At 63.1% G+C, this 16,371-nt stretch carries 9 protein-coding genes; 4 read left to right on the forward strand and 5 right to left on the reverse strand.

What is annotated here, in order from left to right; genetic code table 11:
- Positions 1-199: 199 nt before the first annotated feature.
- On the forward strand, positions 200-1,261 hold the full coding sequence (locus BLR29_RS26930; protein ID WP_092141494.1) for an SMP-30/gluconolactonase/LRE family protein: 1,062 nt from the start codon (positions 200-202) through the stop codon (positions 1,259-1,261).
- 254 nt (positions 1,262-1,515) lie between these two features.
- On the forward strand, positions 1,516-3,153 hold the full coding sequence (locus BLR29_RS26935) for an S-layer protein (protein ID WP_092141497.1): 1,638 nt from the start codon (positions 1,516-1,518) through the stop codon (positions 3,151-3,153).
- Positions 3,154-3,177: 24 nt separating this feature from the next.
- Here the strand turns inward: BLR29_RS26935 and BLR29_RS26940 are convergent, their stop codons facing one another.
- The 5 genes from BLR29_RS26940 to BLR29_RS26960 all read right to left on the reverse strand — a co-directional run bounded on the left by BLR29_RS26940 (position 3,178) and on the right by BLR29_RS26960 (position 9,118).
- Positions 3,178-3,618, reverse strand: coding sequence for a MarR family winged helix-turn-helix transcriptional regulator (locus BLR29_RS26940; RefSeq protein WP_092141500.1), 441 nt, complete (start codon positions 3,616-3,618; stop codon positions 3,178-3,180).
- 23 nt (positions 3,619-3,641) lie between these two features.
- Positions 3,642-5,204, reverse strand: a complete 1,563-nt coding sequence (locus BLR29_RS26945) for a DHA2 family efflux MFS transporter permease subunit (RefSeq protein WP_092141503.1) — start codon at positions 5,202-5,204, stop codon at positions 3,642-3,644.
- 72 nt (positions 5,205-5,276) lie between these two features.
- Complete coding sequence (locus BLR29_RS26950) at positions 5,277-6,545, reverse strand: HlyD/EmrA/EmrK family protein (RefSeq protein ID WP_092141506.1); 1,269 nt, start codon at positions 6,543-6,545, stop codon at positions 5,277-5,279.
- A 53-nt stretch (positions 6,546-6,598) separates the two neighbouring features.
- Positions 6,599-8,011 carry an efflux transporter outer membrane subunit gene (locus tag BLR29_RS26955; RefSeq protein ID WP_255371459.1) on the reverse strand — a complete coding sequence of 471 codons (1,413 nt, stop codon included), beginning with the start codon at positions 8,009-8,011 and terminating at the stop codon, positions 6,599-6,601.
- A 318-nt stretch (positions 8,012-8,329) separates the two neighbouring features.
- Positions 8,330-9,118 (reverse strand): response regulator transcription factor, encoded by a 789-nt coding sequence (locus tag BLR29_RS26960; RefSeq protein ID WP_092141512.1) that lies wholly within the window; start codon positions 9,116-9,118, stop codon positions 8,330-8,332.
- A gap of 754 nt (positions 9,119-9,872) precedes the next feature.
- Here BLR29_RS26960 and BLR29_RS26965 point away from each other — a divergent pair.
- Both BLR29_RS26965 and BLR29_RS26970 read left to right on the forward strand, forming a co-directional pair.
- Positions 9,873-14,252, forward strand: coding sequence for an ATP-binding protein (locus BLR29_RS26965; RefSeq protein WP_176861073.1), 4,380 nt, complete (start codon positions 9,873-9,875; stop codon positions 14,250-14,252).
- A gap of 395 nt (positions 14,253-14,647) precedes the next feature.
- Positions 14,648-16,219 carry an MltF family protein gene (locus tag BLR29_RS26970; RefSeq protein ID WP_176861074.1) on the forward strand — a complete coding sequence of 524 codons (1,572 nt, stop codon included), beginning with the start codon at positions 14,648-14,650 and terminating at the stop codon, positions 16,217-16,219.
- Positions 16,220-16,371: the final 152 nt, after the last annotated feature.

The following is a 16,371-nucleotide window of genomic DNA, read 5'->3' on the forward strand; positions in this document are numbered from 1 at the left end:
CGGCATTGACCGCGACGCCGCTACGAGGCGTGCTGGCTGGCCTCAGATGTCGTACGAGATGACGCAAAAATCACGAAAACCACCGATTTTGCGCTTGATCATCCATGTTTCGTGTCATAGGATGTCTGACAAGTCGTGGGGTCTTCGTCAAGAAATGAGCCGGCTTCCCGCGACCCATACCAACAATCAGGAGACAGGCATGAACGAAGTGAACACGGGAGTCGACACTCAGCGTCGGCTGTTACTGAAGGCTGGCGCGGCCGCCGCGACGTTGGCGGGCAGCGGGCCGGTGCTGGCGCAGGCCTTCGACTTCAAGCCCAGCCAGCGCTATCCGGACGCCGCAATCGAGATCCTGGATCCGAGTTTTGCCAAATACCGCCTGTTCAGTTCGACGGTGGAACAAGTCGCCACCGGGTTCCGCTGGGTGGAAGGCCCGGTCTGGTTTGGCGATGGCCGCTACCTGCTGTTCTCCGACATTCCCAACAACCGCATCATCCGCTACGACGAAACGTCGAACCAATGGAGCGTCTTCCGCTCGCCGGCCAATTTCACGAACGGGCACTGCCGCGACAGGCAGGGCCGGCTGGTGAGCTGCGAGCACCTGACGCGCCGCGTCACGCGGACCGAATACGACGGCACGATTACCGTGCTGGCGGACCGCTATCAGGGCAAGCGATTCAATTCGCCCAACGACATCATCTGCAAATCGGACGGCTCGATCTGGTTCAGCGATCCGCCGTTCGGCATCTCTGGCGACTGGGAGGGCGACAAGGCGACGCCCGAACTGCCGCAGGCGGTCTACCGCATCGACCCGAAGGACAACACCGTCACGCAGGTCATCAGCGACCTGAATGGTCCCAACGGGCTGTGCTTCTCCCCGGACGAGAAGAAGCTGTACGTGATCGAGGCCCGCGCGCAGCCCTATCGTGTGGTCTGGGCCTATGACGTGGCGGCGGACGGCGGTCTCGGTAACAAGACCCGGCTGATCGATGCCAATGGCCCCGGCGCACTGGATGGCATGAAGTGCGACGTGGACGGCAACATCTGGGCGGGATGGGGCAGCAATGGCGCGCCCGGGGCGGACCCGGCCAAGCTGGATGGCGTGCGGGTGTTCAATCCGCAAGGCAAGGCAATCGGCCATATCCACTTGCCGGAACGCTGCCCGAACCTGTGCTTTGGCGGCGCCAAGCGCAATCGCCTGTACATGGCCAGCAGCCATTCGCTTTACGCGCTCTACGTGGAAACGCGCGGCGCGGTTTGAAGCGTTGACGCACCGGGATGGCTGGCGCGGGCAACCGCGGACCCGGCGCCAGTCATTCCAACAGATGAAACGAACATCTGAAGGTAAGAAAAACATCACTTCCCTGTCATGAACATCGGCCACCATCGGCGCCCGAAGAAAGCCTTGCCAGTGCGGCTGGGACGCTGAGGGCGCAGCCAGGCTGGCAGACCCTCGGAGCCGAAGGCGCACGGTCAGATGGGTCAATAAAAACAATACATTATCAGGGAAGTTTCATGCATCACTTTAAATCCGCGATCGGCATCGCGGCGGCCTTGGCCGTCGCTTTCGGCTTCTACGGCTGCAATGGCAGCGACGACGCGACGAGCTCGCCCGCCACTAGCACACCCCCCAACCCGGCCACGCCCACGGCGGAAGTCACCGGCAAGTGGACGACCGGCGATCTGCATGTCCATACGATCGAATCCGACGATGCCCAGAGCCCGCTGGCGACGGTGCTGGATCAGGCGCTGGTCAAGAACAACCTGGACTGGACGGCGCTATCCAACCACCTGCGTCCCTCCACGCGCGATCAGAATGGCGCGGCCATCGCCGGCGGCCCGCTGCCGTACTCGCAGGCCATGGCCCAGTACGAAATGCCGGCCGTCCGCCAGTTGCAGGTCAATGGCAGCTACGTGAGCAAGCTGATCTTCTCGGCCTTCGAATGGGACATGCCGACGCACGACCACATGAACGTGGGCATCTTCGGCGGCACCCCGCTGGGCACGGCCACCCGGGCCGCCAATGAGTTCGAGTACTTCTTCACCAACCGCCCGGACACCCAGTTCGACCCGGTCGACGTGGCCAACTGGAACGCCAAGGGCGCGCGTGCCTTTACCACGCACGCCGATGCAGTCAAGGCCGTGGCCTGGCTGCGTGACAACTACCCCGACACCAGCTACGCGCTGATCAACCACCCGTCGCGAAATTCCGGCAAGTACACCGCCGCCGATTACCGCGAATTCAACGATACCGCCCCGAATATCGCCTTTGGCGTGGAGGGCATGGTCGGCAACCAGATGGAGCCGGACCGCGGCGGCTACACCACGGCCTACATCAATGCGAACCTGAAGAACCGCGTCTACGGCGGCGTGGATTACGTGGTGGCGCAGGTCGGCGGCATCTGGGATGCACTGCTCGGCGATGGCCGCCGGTTCTGGAACGTGGCCGATTCCGATCACCACTTCAAGACCATCGGCGCCAACAGCAGCGGGTACTTCCCAGGCGAGTACGCCAGGACCTATGTCTGGATCGACAACAAGAACACCGGAATCAAGGGCGTGCTGGAAGGCATCCGCTCGGGCAAGATGTTCTCGGTGTTCGGGGACCTGATCAACGCACTGGATTTCAACATCGCCAGCGGCACGGGCAAGAGCGAGATGGGCGGCGAGCTGAAGGCCAGCGCCGGCGATACCGTGACGGTGACCATTCGGTTCAAGAGCCCGGACCACAACAATTACCAGTATCCGATCGACAGCGGCATCAACGTCAACGTCAGGCCGACGGTGGACCATATCGACCTGATCGCCGGGGATGTCACGCCACGCGCGGCGGCGGGCACGCCGGGCTACAGCAAGGAAACGAACGACTCCACCAAGGTCATCGCCACGTTTACCCAGGCGGACTGGAAGCTGGACAAGGATGGCTACAACACTGTGACGTATACGTACAAGGCGGCCAGGAGCCAGTATTTCCGCCTGCGCGGGACCAACCTCGGCATGAACGTGCCGGGCGAGACCCAGGACGGCAACCCGCTGCCGGACCAGAAGACCACGGTGACGGAAGACGCGGCGCGCTTCAACGCGATCAACGCGCGCAACTACAACGATCTCTGGTTCTATTCGAACCCGGTGTTCGTGACGGTGGGCAGCTGATCCTGCCCGCGGCGCCCGGGCGGATCAGTTTGCGTCGAGCGCCGTGGCCGCCTTGTCCATGAGCGTCAGCAACTGCTGCAGGCCCTCCTGGCCCAGCGCGGCATGCAACTGGCCGTCCAGCCGGGCGGTCAGTTGTGCTTCGATCCCATCGCAAAGCACCCGTCCCGCATGGCTGGCCGCCAGCACCATGCTGCGGCGGTCATCGCGGGCCGGCATCGCCGTGACCAGCCCGCGTTGCCGCAGGGCGAAGATCGCGCGCGAGAGCGACCCCGCATCGTGATCCGTGGCCTGCGCCATCTCCGTCAGCGTACTGGTCTCGCGTTCGCGCAGATGGCAGAGGATGATCCATTGCGAGATATTCAGCGCGGACTCGCGCAGGATGGCCGTCGCCCCGTGCTGCAGGTTCCGCTTCAGGCGGCCGGAGCGCAACAAGGCCACGCTGCCCGACAAGCGTCGTGTCGACATGATTGCCTCCTTGCATGGCAGGTTTAGTGCGCGCCAGCCGCGGCCCCGGACACGGCACCCCGGATCGGCCGGGTGAACCAGATCAGCGGCACGATGGCGATGAAGATCACACCCGAGATCCAGAAGATATCGTTCAGTCCGAGCATGACGGCTTGCGTGTTCAGCGATTTCTCGAAGAAGGCCACGGCCTGACCGGGCGTGAAATGCATCGTGGTCTGGATCGATTCCAGCGCGGCGCCATACAGCGGACTGTTGGGTCCCGTCTGTTCCACCAGCCGGGCGTGATGCAGCACCGCACGGTCATTCCAGCCGGTGGCGGCCAGCGACGTCCCCACGGCGCCACAGAACACCCGGGCGAAGTTCGACAGGCCGGCGGCGGCCGGAATCTTGTCCGCCGGCAGGCCGGACAGGACGATCGCGGTCAGCGGCACGAAGAACAGCGCCATCGGGATGCCCTGGAGCAGCGTCGGCAGCACCAGCGTGAACGTATCGACGCCGGTCGTGTAGTTGGACCGCATGAAGAACACGGCCGCAAACCCGAGGAACGACAGCGTGGCCAGCACGCGCAGCTCCGCCTTGGGCATGAGCTTGCCGAGCAGCGGATTCAGCAGCACCGCGAAGACGCCGAGCGGCGCGGTCACCAGGCCGGCGTTGACGGCCGGGTAGGCCAGGTATTGCTGCATCCACTGCGGCAGCACCACCAGGTTGGCGAAGAACAACGCATACGCCACCGAGATGGCAATCGTCCCGGCCAGGAAATTGCGGCCCTTGAACAGGCGCAGGTCGATGATCGGATTCGGCTCGGTCAGCTCCCAGATCACGAAGAACAGGAAGCTGAGCAGCGCGACCACGGCCAGCGTGATGATCACGGGCGAGGCGAACCAGTCGAGGTCCTTGCCCTTGTCGAGCATGATCTGCAGTGACGCGACCCACGTAATCAGCGACGCCAGGCCCACGGTGTCGATTGACAGCTTGCGCGCGGGGGTTTCACGATCCTTGTAGATCGCCCACGTCACGGCTGCGGCAAACAGGCCGACCGGGACGTTGATGTAGAAGATCCAGGACCACGAATAGCTGTCGGTCATCCAGCCGCCGAGGGCCGGGCCGGCGATCGGGCCGACCGTGGCGGTCATCGCCCAGAGGGCCAGCGCGTGGGTACTCTTTTCCTTCGGAAAGGAACCGAGCAGGATCGCCTGCGACAGCGGGATCAGCGGACCCGCCACGGCGCCTTGCAGGATGCGGGCGGCCAGCAGCGTGGTCAGGTTGGGCGCCACGCCGCAGAGCCAGGACGACAGCACGAACAGCAGGATGGCGCCGACGAACAGCCGGATCTGGCCCACGCGCTGGGTGAGCCAGCCCGTCAGCGGAATGGCCACCGCGTTGGCGGCGGCGAACAGCGTGATAACCCAGGTGCCTTCGTCCACCGACACACCGAGGTTGCCGGAGATCGTCGGGATCGCCACATTGGCGATCGACGAGTCCAGCACGTTCATGAAAGTGGCCAGGGCCACCGCAAAGCTACCCATCACCAGCTTTGCGCCGGTGAGCGGTGGAGGAGTCAAGGGCGTCTGGGCTTCGGTCGACATATTGCGCTCCGCAATGTGGGGTCGTGGCGGGTCTGTGGGAGGTCTGCGCAGTGTCTGCGCATGGTCTGCGCGTTACGAGCCGCTGGCCGCCGCGCCGCGCCTTGCAATGGCGACGTCGCCCGCCTTGCCGTGGCTGTTCCTGGCGATGATCCGTTCGATCTCGCGGTCGGCTTCCTGCCCGTGGCGCTGGAAGACATCGGTGCTGTACGTGGTGCGGGTCGGCTTGGCCTGCGCGCTGTCGAGCTGTGAGCCATCGCGCTTGATGTTCACATCGACCTGCATGGACAGCCCGATCTGGAGCGGATGCGCGCGCAGTTCGGCCGGGTCAAGCTGGATGCGCACCGGCAGGCGTTGCACAACCTTGATCCAGTTGCCGGTGGCGTTCTGGGCGGGCAGGGCGGAGAACGCGCTGCCGGTGCCCGCGGAGAAGCCCACGACCTTGCCGTGGTAGGTCACGCTGCCGCCGTAGAGGTCCGCATGCAGTTCCACCGGCTGGCCGATGCGGATGTGCTTGAGTTGAACTTCCTTGAAGTTGGCGTCGACCCACACGCCGTCCAGCGGGACGATGGCCATCAGCGGATTGCCCGGCGCCACGCGCTGGCCGACCTGTACCGAGCGTCGCGCGACGTAGCCGGTCACGGGGGCGGGCAAGGTGTTGCGCGCGTTGGCGAGGTAGGCATCGCGCACCCGGGTGGCGGCGGCCTGCACGCTCGGATGATCGGCCACGGTGGCCTGATCCGTCAGCGCGTGATTCGACGCCAGTTGCTGGCGCGCGGTTTCGAGTGCGGCCTCGGCGGTCTTGACCGCATCGCGGGCGTGGGCGACGTCTTCCGCGGCCACGGCGCCGGCTTCGGCCACCTGCGTGCGGCGGCGCAAGTCGTCCTTCGCGCGGGCCAGGTCGGCCTGGCGCTGTTGCATGGTGGCTTCCAGGACGCCGTTGTTGACGTAGAGCGCGCTGACCTGCCGCACGGTCTGGCCGAGCGCGGCTTCGGCGTTGGCCAGTGCGATGCGGGCATCGGCATCGTCGAGCGTCACCACCGACTCGCCGGCCTTGACGATCTGCGTGTCGTCCGCGTTCACGGCGATCACCGTGCCGGTTACCTGCGGCGTCAGTTGCACGAGATTGCCGTTGACGTAGGCGTCATCGGTCTCCTCATGGAAGCGGGCAACGGTGTAGTAGTACGCGCCATATCCCGCCGCGGCGAGGGCCGTGGCGAGGCCCAGCAGGGCGAGCATGCGCTTGCGCTTGCCGGCGCCGGGGTTGGCGGCTTTAGCGGTGGCGTTGGCGGCGGTGGCCGTCGCGGGAGCAGTTGCGGCCGGGGTCGTGTTCGTATCGTTCATGGTGGCACCTGTGCGTGAGTTCGTTCGGGATCGTTTTGAATAGAGCGGACGGGTCAGCGGGCAAGTGCCGCCTGTTGGGTCGATGCCGGGGCTTCGGTGTAGCCCCCGCCGAGCGCGGCGGCCAGGGCAATCTGGCGGTCGCGCCGGGTCATGCGCAGGTTGGTCACGACCTGGCTGCTGGCCAGCGCGTTCGTTTGCGCGTTAAGCACGGTCAGCTGCGTGGTCAGGCCAGCCTTGTATTGGGCCAGCGCCAGCGTCAGGGCGCGCTGCGCGGCGACATCGGTGCGCTCCGCATTGACGATCTGGGCGTCGATGGCGCGGATGTCAGACAGTTGCGTCGCGACGTCGGTCAGCGCGCCGATCAGCGTGTCGTTGTAGCTGGCGACGGCAAAATCGAACTCGGCATAGCGGCCCTTCAGCTGGGCACGCAGCGCCCCGCCATCGAAGATCGGCAGGTGGATCGCCGGACCGGCCGACGCCGTACGGCTGGCGGCGCGGAGGAAGCGGCCCCAGCCGAAGGCGTCCAGACCGATCGCGGCACTCAGGTTGATATCGGGGTAGAACTCGGCCTTGGCCACCTTGATGTCGTGCGTGGTGGCATCGACGCGCCAGCGCGCGGCGACGATGTCCGGACGACGCGAAACGAGGTCGGCGGGCAGGTTGTCGGGCAGACGGACTTCGTCCCCGGCGCCCAGTGCCGGGCGGGCGATGGCCAGGCCACGGTCGGGCCCCTGGCCGAGCAGCGCGCCGAGCTGGTAGCGGGTACGCAGGATATTGCCTTCGAGGGCGGACACCGACACCTCCGCAGCCGCGAGATTGGCTTCGGCGGTGCGCTTTTCCACCTCGGTTTCGAGCCCCATCGTCACGCGGCCGTTGGTCACGCGCAGCACATCTCGGCGCTGGCTGACTTCGTTGGTCGCGATATCGTGCAGCGCGTAAAGGCGGGCGAGCTCGTTATAGGCACGGGCTGTCGCGCTGGAGAGCGTCAGCTTCACCTGTTCGGCCTCGGCTTCCGTGGCATGCACCGTTGAGACCGCGGACTTCAGCGCCTCGCGATTCTTGCCCCACAGGTCCAGCTCATAGGTGGCGCTGAGGAACGCCTTGTTTTCCGACTGCCAGGAGCCCGCGAAGCCGGGCGGGATGAAGGTACTTTCCGTCAGGCGCTGACGCGTCCAGGAATACCCGGCGCCGACTTGCGGCAACGTGTTGGCGTTGGCGGTTTCGCTGAACGCCACGGCCGCGGCCACCCGGGCGCGCGCCTTTTCCAGCGTCGGGCTGCCCTGCAGGGCTTCGGCGACAAGTGCCTTGAGCTGCGCGTCGCCAAACTGGTCGGCCCAGTCGACGGCAGGCCAGCGGCCTCGTTCCGCAGGAATGGATTGCGTGGAGGCAAAGTGGTTCGCCTCCTCCATGTGCTTGTCGCTATGGATGCCCGCGTAGTTGGCGCAGCCGGCGAGCACCGCAGCCATCAGGACCGAGAGGGCGGGCGCGGCAAGGCGGCTGATTCCCGGATTGCGGTGACTGATGCGGCCTACGCGGCTGTCCGCCTGATCTTTTGTTTGCTTAAACATTGTCTGACTCATCAGATAAATGGGCGAAAAAAGAGGCGCGTAGGCTCCCCGGAGAAATCCGGGCACACCAGGCGGCTGAGAAGGCTCATCGTGCCCGCCTGGATACGCGCTGTTTTTATTGCCTGAACAATAACTGACACATCAGACAAAAGCAAGGGTGAAGCCCGGAAAAATGTTCCTATCGGGCTGATAAGGAGGGATCGGGCTGGAGGTCGGTTACGGCAGATGGAGAGCGCGCTGGCTGGCGTCGACTGGTGCGTGCCGGATTGGCGCGGTGGTCTGCGGCGGTAGCTCGGATTGCCGCACCTCGGCGACATCCAGGCGATAGCCGCGCCCATACGCCACGGTGAGCAGCACGCCATTCTCCGCCCGCAGGTTCAATACCCTGCGCAGTCGCGAAATCATGCCCGGTAATGCGCGCGAGGTCGGGAGCAATTCGCGGCCCCACACGGTGCGTTCGATCTGCTCGCGTGACAGGACGATGCCGGGATTGGAGAACAGCAGTGCGGCCAGCGTGTACTCCATCGCCGAGAGCGAGATGCGCTTGCCGCGCAGGCTGGCGCAGCGTCCGAACGAACTCAGTTCATATGGGCCGGCGCTGGGCACTTTCTGAAGTCGGTTCTGGCGCTTTGGACGCCGCTGGCATGACGAGGTGATGCGGGCAAGGAGTTCGCGAACGCGCAACGGCTTCACCATCGTGTGGTCAACGCCTGCATCGAGCGCCGCAACGATGTCCTCCTCGTTATCGTGGTGGGTGATCATCAGGATCGGCGCATCGCATGCCAGCTTTCCGCGAAGCATATTGACGACTTCGATGCCGGGCATGTCGGCCGGCGCATCCTCGATGACGATGCCGTCAAAGTTTGCGAGGCGACCGGCCTGAAGAAAATCGCTGACGTGGGAAAAGGCCTGGCAAATGAACTTCGCGTCGGTCAGCCACCGCTGCATGGCGAGCGCGGACTCAGGCTGGCCACCCAGCACTGCAATACGTAATGGGAATGTCATCGGGGGCCTTCAAATGGTGTGCGGGGTGCCGGTGTGGGGTGCTAGTGCGACGTGCTGCCGGGTCGGCAGGCAGGAGATGTCTATCGCTCAGGTTAGCTGGCATTCCCGGGTGGCTCTATCGGGATAGTTCTAAATCCATGAGCCGGCAGGTATGGACTGCAGCGGCGACGTTAGTCGCCGACATTGCGATCACGTCGCAGCATGAAGTTCATCGACCAGACCGTGCTCAACACAACGATCCAGAGTCCGAAGAAGAGCCACATCGTCATGATGTTTTCGCAATCTTTTTGAGGTAGGGCAGCTTTTCAGCAAGACGAGAGACCATGTCGCGATAGCGTGGTGCGGCCAGGGTTCGGACGTTGTATTGTCGCGGGAGTGGCCGGTGGATAACATCAGAGATCAGCGAGTCTCGTCAGTCGCCGACAGGAAAAACAGCCTTCGATGTGCCAGTCAGCGGAATGATTCAGGCTGAGCTGCCGGAATGGAAAGGCTAGGATGGATGGCCGACTCCGAAAATAGAGCTCTTTCGAAAAGCAACCGCGATGGGTCCGTACCGAGGCAGCAAGAAAATAAACGCTCTGCAAAGTCAGCGATTTCTCTCGCACCGTGGCAGCCACGATTGCAACGACAGGCGCCTCCCGGGCAAGTCCTATACTGGTAGACAGTGCATTACATGCATGCTGAAACGGTGCCACGCAGCCAGTCCGTCAATCGCTGCCGCCGACACCGGAAAACGCGCGGCACGACGGTGTCTATGGAAGTGACGATGTACTCGAAAAGACTTCATTTCCTTGCGTCGTTCTTGCTTTCCCTGTGGGTCGCCGCAATGACGACTTCGGCGCTGGCGGCGACATCTCACAACGGTACCCCCACTTCTCAGACGCTCGTCAACGCTGGCCGACTCCCGCAGCAACTCGTTGTCGGCGGTGTACCCCGGGAGATGATGCCAATCGAGGGCGTGGTCAATGGCGAGCCAACCGGGTTCAGTGGCGACCTGCTGAAACAGTTGCTGGCTGGCTCTGGCATTCAGTTGACCGCACGCACGTATCCGAACCGGAAGGCATTGCTGAAAGCAGCATGCGACGGCGAAGTGGACCTGATCATGAGCGCGGTGCCACGTAACGAGTTTGCGCATTGCCTGATTTATTCCGCTCCCTATCTTGTCCGCAGCATCGTACTGGTGGCACGTGAAGGCGATGCGCGTGCGCTTGACGATGTGTATCTGGACACCGCGCGCGTCGTCCTGGAGCGCGGCTCCCCGTGGGCATCGGAATGGATCGAGATGCATCCCAATGGGAAAGTCGTTGAAGCCGATACGATTACCGACGCGCTTGACATGCTGGCTTCGGGAAAAGTCGATTTATATGTCGGTATTACCCTCACCATCAGCCGGTTGCTGGACCGCTCGTCCTATATGGGATTGCGCGCGGTTCGCCTGATCACGCCGCATTCCGAAGGATTCCATTACGGTGCGCCCATCGGCAGGCGAGCGGTGATCAGCGAACTGGATCGCCGGCTGGCCACACTGTCCCCCGACACCATCGAGAATTTGCGCGGACGCTGGTTCTATCCGGACGGCGGCGCCGCCAATAACGCCTCCGGCGCCGTGTCTGAAGAGGTCGCCAAGGCGATCGAGAAGAAGGGCGTCCTCCGTTATACGGTCGCTTCGTTCTTGCCGCCTTATTCCGTGGAAGGCGATGGAAAAAAGGTGAGCGGCATCACGGTGGATTACCTCGCCTACCTTGGAAAGGATCTGAATCTGCCGGTTGAGTATGTTCCGACGGCGAATCTGTCGGAAGCATTCAGGTTGGCGGAGGCGGGAGAAATCGACCTGGTGGCAGGACTGCCCGGCCACTATCCGGCGCCTGGGCAGATGCTGCCGCTTGGCGTCTACGAATCGCCGCCGATGGTGATCGTCATACCGGCAACGGCACCTTATATTCCAGACCTGACGGCCCTGACCGGGAAATCCCTTGCCATTGCCGGCAATGATCCGATGGCCGACACCATACGAAGCCACACGCCGGACACGTTGCATGTCGGCGTGGAGACGCTGAGGGATGCGCTGACCGCGGTGCGGAGTGGGGATGCGGTGGCAACGATTGGCAACCTGACGACCATGGATGCGTTGCTGCGGCAGGATTATGCGGGTGAATTGCGGATTGCCGGCCATGCAGGCTTCAGTGAGGATTTTGCGGTGCTTGCCGGCCCTCATATGAGCGAATTCGTGCCGGTGATGCGACGCATGCTCAGGACGATCCCCGATACCGAACGAACCCGGATCCGTGACCGCTGGCTGACGGCCTCATACCAGTTCTACACGCCGTGGGATCTGATTTTGCGACGGGCGTTGCCATTCCTGCTGATCGGAGCGGCTGCTTGCCTCATCGTTGGTTTCAGCTTTGTTCGCCTTCGCAAGGAGATCCGCCTGCGCACCGCGACCGAGCGGCAATTGACGCATCAGCTGTCGTTCAAGGAAGCCCTGCTCAATTGCCTGCCATATCCGGTGATAGCCAAGGATGGGACGCAACGCTACGTCGAGGTCAATGCGGCGTTCGAGGACGTATTTGGCATTCGGCGCAACGACATTATCGGCAAGACCGCCCAGTCACTCGAAGGCGCGCAGGCATCTGTTCTCAAGACCATGGATGAACGGTCTTTCGATTCGGCAACAGAGGCGCCACTGGAACTGACCGACGTGTCGGGGCGGAAAAGAACCGTCGTCCATATTCAACAGGAATATCGCGACGCCGGAGGTGGGGCCAATGGCGTCATCGGTACGTTGTTCGATATCACGGATATCCACGAGGCACGCGAACAGGCTCAGTTATTGGAGCGACGTCTGCAGGATGTGACCAACAGCCTGCCGGCCATCGTTTTCCAGATGCGGCACGTGTTCGCATCCGGTCAGCCCGTGGAAATCACCTATGCGGCCGGGAATAGCGATGCGTCGATGGGATTGACGCCGAAGGAGATATTGGCGACTCCCGAGCTCTTGTCCAAATACCTGCACCCCGACGATGTTGAGCGTGTGCGGTCGGCGTTCCGGGCGTCGCAACGGACGCAGGAACCCGTCGAGCAGGAGTGTCGTTTGCTCGGGCGATACGGCATGAGATGGGTGACCATCCGGGCGATCTGCCGGCGCGACGGAGACGAGACGGTCTGGAGCGGTGTGATCGCCGATGTCACCGAACAGCACTACCAGGCGGACGCGCTTGGCAAGGCAAGGGATGTCGCGGAAGCCGCGCTTCGGGCCAAGGAGGGCTTCCTGGCGATGATGAGCCATGAAATACGGACGCCGCTGAATGGCGTTCTCGGACTCATCGAAGTGCTGCAAACCACCTCGCTCTCATCAGCGCAACACAAGATGCTCTCGCTGGTCGAGGAGTCCGGCCATGCGCTGGCGCAGATCCTGAACGACGTGCTTGATTACGCGAAGATCGAGGCGGGCCGCCTGTCGATCATCCCGGCGCCGACGGACTTGCGTGAACTGGCGGACAGCGTTGTCGGGCTGCTTGCGCCACAGGCGTATAGCAAGGGCCTGAATGTATACATCACGATTGATGACGATGTTCCCGCAACCGTCCATGCCGACGCGATTCGAATTCGGCAGATCTTCTTTAACCTTCTGGGTAATGCCATCAAGTTTACCGACCGGGGATCCATCTCCCTGGGCATTCGGGCCAAGGCTGCCGAGGAAGGGGACATTACGCTGGCCATTTCGGTGACCGATACGGGCATCGGCATCGCCCCGCAGGACGCCTCCAGACTGTTTGCCCCGTTCGTGCAGAGCGAGCACCAGACGACGCGACGATTTGGCGGTACGGGACTGGGCTTGTCGATCTGCAAACGGCTCACCGAGCTGATGGAAGGCGAGCTGACGCTGCAGAGCACGCTTGGTGAGGGGACGACCGTCACCCTGGTGGTTCGCTGCCCAGTCGTCGATGCGCGCTACGACTTTCCCCGATTCGCGGGCCATCGCCTGCATATCCAGGTGGAGGATGCAAGGACCGATGCCTCGCTTCGCGCCTACGCGGCGGCGGCGGGTCTGGCCGTCGTGGATGCCATACGCGATGCCGGCGATCTGTGCATGCGGTCGGACATGGCCGAAGCGCCTGGCAGCCCGCGATGCCGGCGAATTCGTGTGACATCAGAAACGGAGCAGCTGGGGTTCAGCGTGTCGGACGGTGAGATTCGACTCAGCGATAACCCGCTGCGCTGGTCCGCTTTCCTTGCGTGCATACAGGAAGCACTGGCCCTGGACGATGTGGCGTCAGGCGAGGACGCGGCGGACCTCCCGACGCAAGCACCATCGGGTCTCCCGCTTGCGTCGGCCCATGACGGCGCGCCGCGCCAGCATGTCCTGGTGGCCGAGGATCATGGGATCAGCCGGGAGCTCGTCCGGCAACAACTGGCGCTGCTCGGCTATGACTGCACGCTCTGCGAGAACGGCCAGGAGGCGATGCGGGCGCTGCAGCACAGACGATTCGACATTGTTGTCACGGACTGCCATATGCCGGTCATGGATGGCTTCGAACTCACGCGCTGGATTCGTGCGTCGCCGGATCCGGATTTGCGACGGCTCCCTGTGATCGGCGTCACCGCGACCACGCTGGCGGACGAGCATCAGCGTTGCTTCGAGGTCGGCATGGATGCCTATGTGCTCAAGCCGACGACGCTCGCCTCGATCCAGCGCGCGCTGACGCGCTATCGCGATGCGGAGCACGCGGGCGACGATGCCGAAGCCGCGGACCCTTCCGCAACGGAAGACGCGGCGCCCATCGGTTTTGACCGCACCCTGATCCGCCGGGAGGATCTGTTCGGAAAGTCGGGCGCACTGCAATGGTCGGACGAGATGTTTCGCGTATGCGAAAGCGCCATCGAGGAGGATCGTCGGTCGCTACTGAAATGCCTCGAGGATGTGTCCGTCGATGACTTGCGGAAGTGGTGCCACCGGGCCGGCGGCGGCCTGGCCGTTTTCGAACAGCCCGAGATCAATGGCTTGATCGGGTGCTTTTCCGACGTCGTCAAGGCCGCGGACGTCGCGAAGATCCAGGTCGTCGGGGAGACCGTCACCGACATGCTGGACCACATTCTGGATCTGCTTCGCGAAGCGTCTACGCGGGAAGGCTGAGCATTCCGGCGAGCGCCTTTTCCGATGCTTCTTCCCGACGCGGTGCAGCAAGGCTCAGGGCGTCGCCGAAATTATTCGCGCGATCGCTACGACTGCCAGCAAGTTGTAAGGGATGCACTATGCTCCTTTTAGAGGTCGTTTAAAAATGAAGCGAAGCGGTCCTGGCTAGGCGCGCGGCCGCAGACAGTACAAGTGGTACGGCCAGGCCGCGCAACGACGCCAGGATCTTTTTTAAATGACCTCTTAGTGCAGGGGCGCCGCTGTTGCCGGGTTGCGTGTCTGTGTTCCGCATTGCAGCATCCCTTTTTTCTGGCCGTGACGTCGGTGGACTCCCGTCATGTTGTCGATGACGGTTGGGGTCCCGGTCGCCTTGTCGTGGGTCGAGGGAGGGCACCATGCTGCGTGGATCTCGGTTATTTACGGGCGCTGGCTTGGTGGTCTGCCGCCTGCTTTTGGGAATCCTTGCGCTGGGGATGCCATTGGCGTTCTCCGCGCCGCCGTCCTCGGCACCCGCGCCGTCCTCCGCGACGACTCCTGCCGCCGCGAAAGGTGCTTCGTCTCCGAATGCCCCGGCCGCTCTGGCCAAAGGGGATCCATCCAAACGCCAGTTGGGCCTCGCCGTCCAGCCGTGGAAGGGCGATTTCGACGCCATGATGCAGCGGCGCCTGATCCGGGTCCTCGTGCCTTACAGCCGCTCGCTTTATTTCCTCGACAAAGGCCACGAACGCGGCCTGACCGCCGAACTCGTGCGCGACTTCGAGCGTTACCTGAACAAGACCTATGCCGACCGACTGGGCAAGCGCCCGGTTACGGTGTACCTGATTCCCACCACGCGGGATCGGATGCTTTCGGACCTGAACGCCGGCCTTGGCGATATCGCAGCAGGGAATCTCACCGTAACGGCCGAGCGGGAGAAGCAGGTCGATTTTGTCGCCCCGCGTGACCGCAAGCCGGTCAAGGAACTTGTCATCACCGGCCCGAAAGCCGAACCGATTGCGTCGCTCGACGCCCTGGCGGGACGCACCATCCATGTCCGCAAGTCATCCAGCTATTACGAGAGCCTGAATCTGCTTGACCGGCGCCTGCGCGATGCCGGCAAGCCGGGGCTCAAGCTCGTCATGCTGCCGGATGCGCTCGAAGATGAAGACGCCATGGAGATGCTGAATGCGGGGCTGATCGATGTCATCGTGGTCGATGACTGGAAAGCGCGGCTGTGGGCGCTGGTACTGCCGAAAATCAAGATTCACGACGACCTTGTGCTCCGTGCCGAAGGCTATGTCGGTTGGGCGACTCGCAAGGGCAGCCCGCAACTGAATGCCGCCATCGACGACTTCTACAAGAATTTCCTCAAGAAACAAGGCGTGGCCGAGTACCGCCTGAGCCAGTATATGAAGCGCTTCAAGCAAATCCGCAATAACGGCGGCGATGAAGAGGTCAAGCGTTTCCAGGAGACGGTAGCGCTCTTTGAGAAATACGGCGCGCAGTATGGATTTGATCCCTTGATGCTTGCGGCGCAGGGATTTCAGGAATCGCAGCTCGACCAGAAGCGCAAGAGCCGGGTCGGCGCGGTCGGCATCATGCAATTGATGCCTGCCACCGGAAAGGAAATGGGCGTGGGCAGCATTGCCGTCGCGGAAGCCAATATCCACGCCGGCGCCAAGTATATGGATCAGCTGATGACGCGCTATTTTGCCGATGCGCATTTTGAAGGCAGCACCCGAACGCTCTTTGCGTTTGCGAGCTATAACGCCGGCCCGGGCAATATCTCGAAAATGCGCAAGCTCGCCACCGAGCGGGGCCTGAACCCCGATAAATGGTTCAACAACGTGGAAATCGTGGTGGCGGAGAAGATTGGCATGGAGACCACGACTTACGTACGCAATATCTATAAGTACTACGCGGCGTACACCTTGCTGAAGGAGGCGCAAGCCCGGCGGGAAAAGGCCGTGGAACAAGTCGTCAAGTAGTCCGGTTTCGGAGCGCGCTCTCGCGCGGCGGCATGCGCCCACAGGCGGCGCGCCATTTCCGCCAGCGGGCTGTGTGGTCTGCCCACGACTGGCAACGGATCTCGCAGCCTGCGGCGTAAATTTTCCTCCGCACATTGCGATAAGTAACCTTA

Source organism: Cupriavidus sp. YR651 (assembly GCF_900101625.1).
In the GTDB taxonomy this organism is placed as follows: Bacteria; Pseudomonadota; Gammaproteobacteria; order Burkholderiales; family Burkholderiaceae; genus Cupriavidus.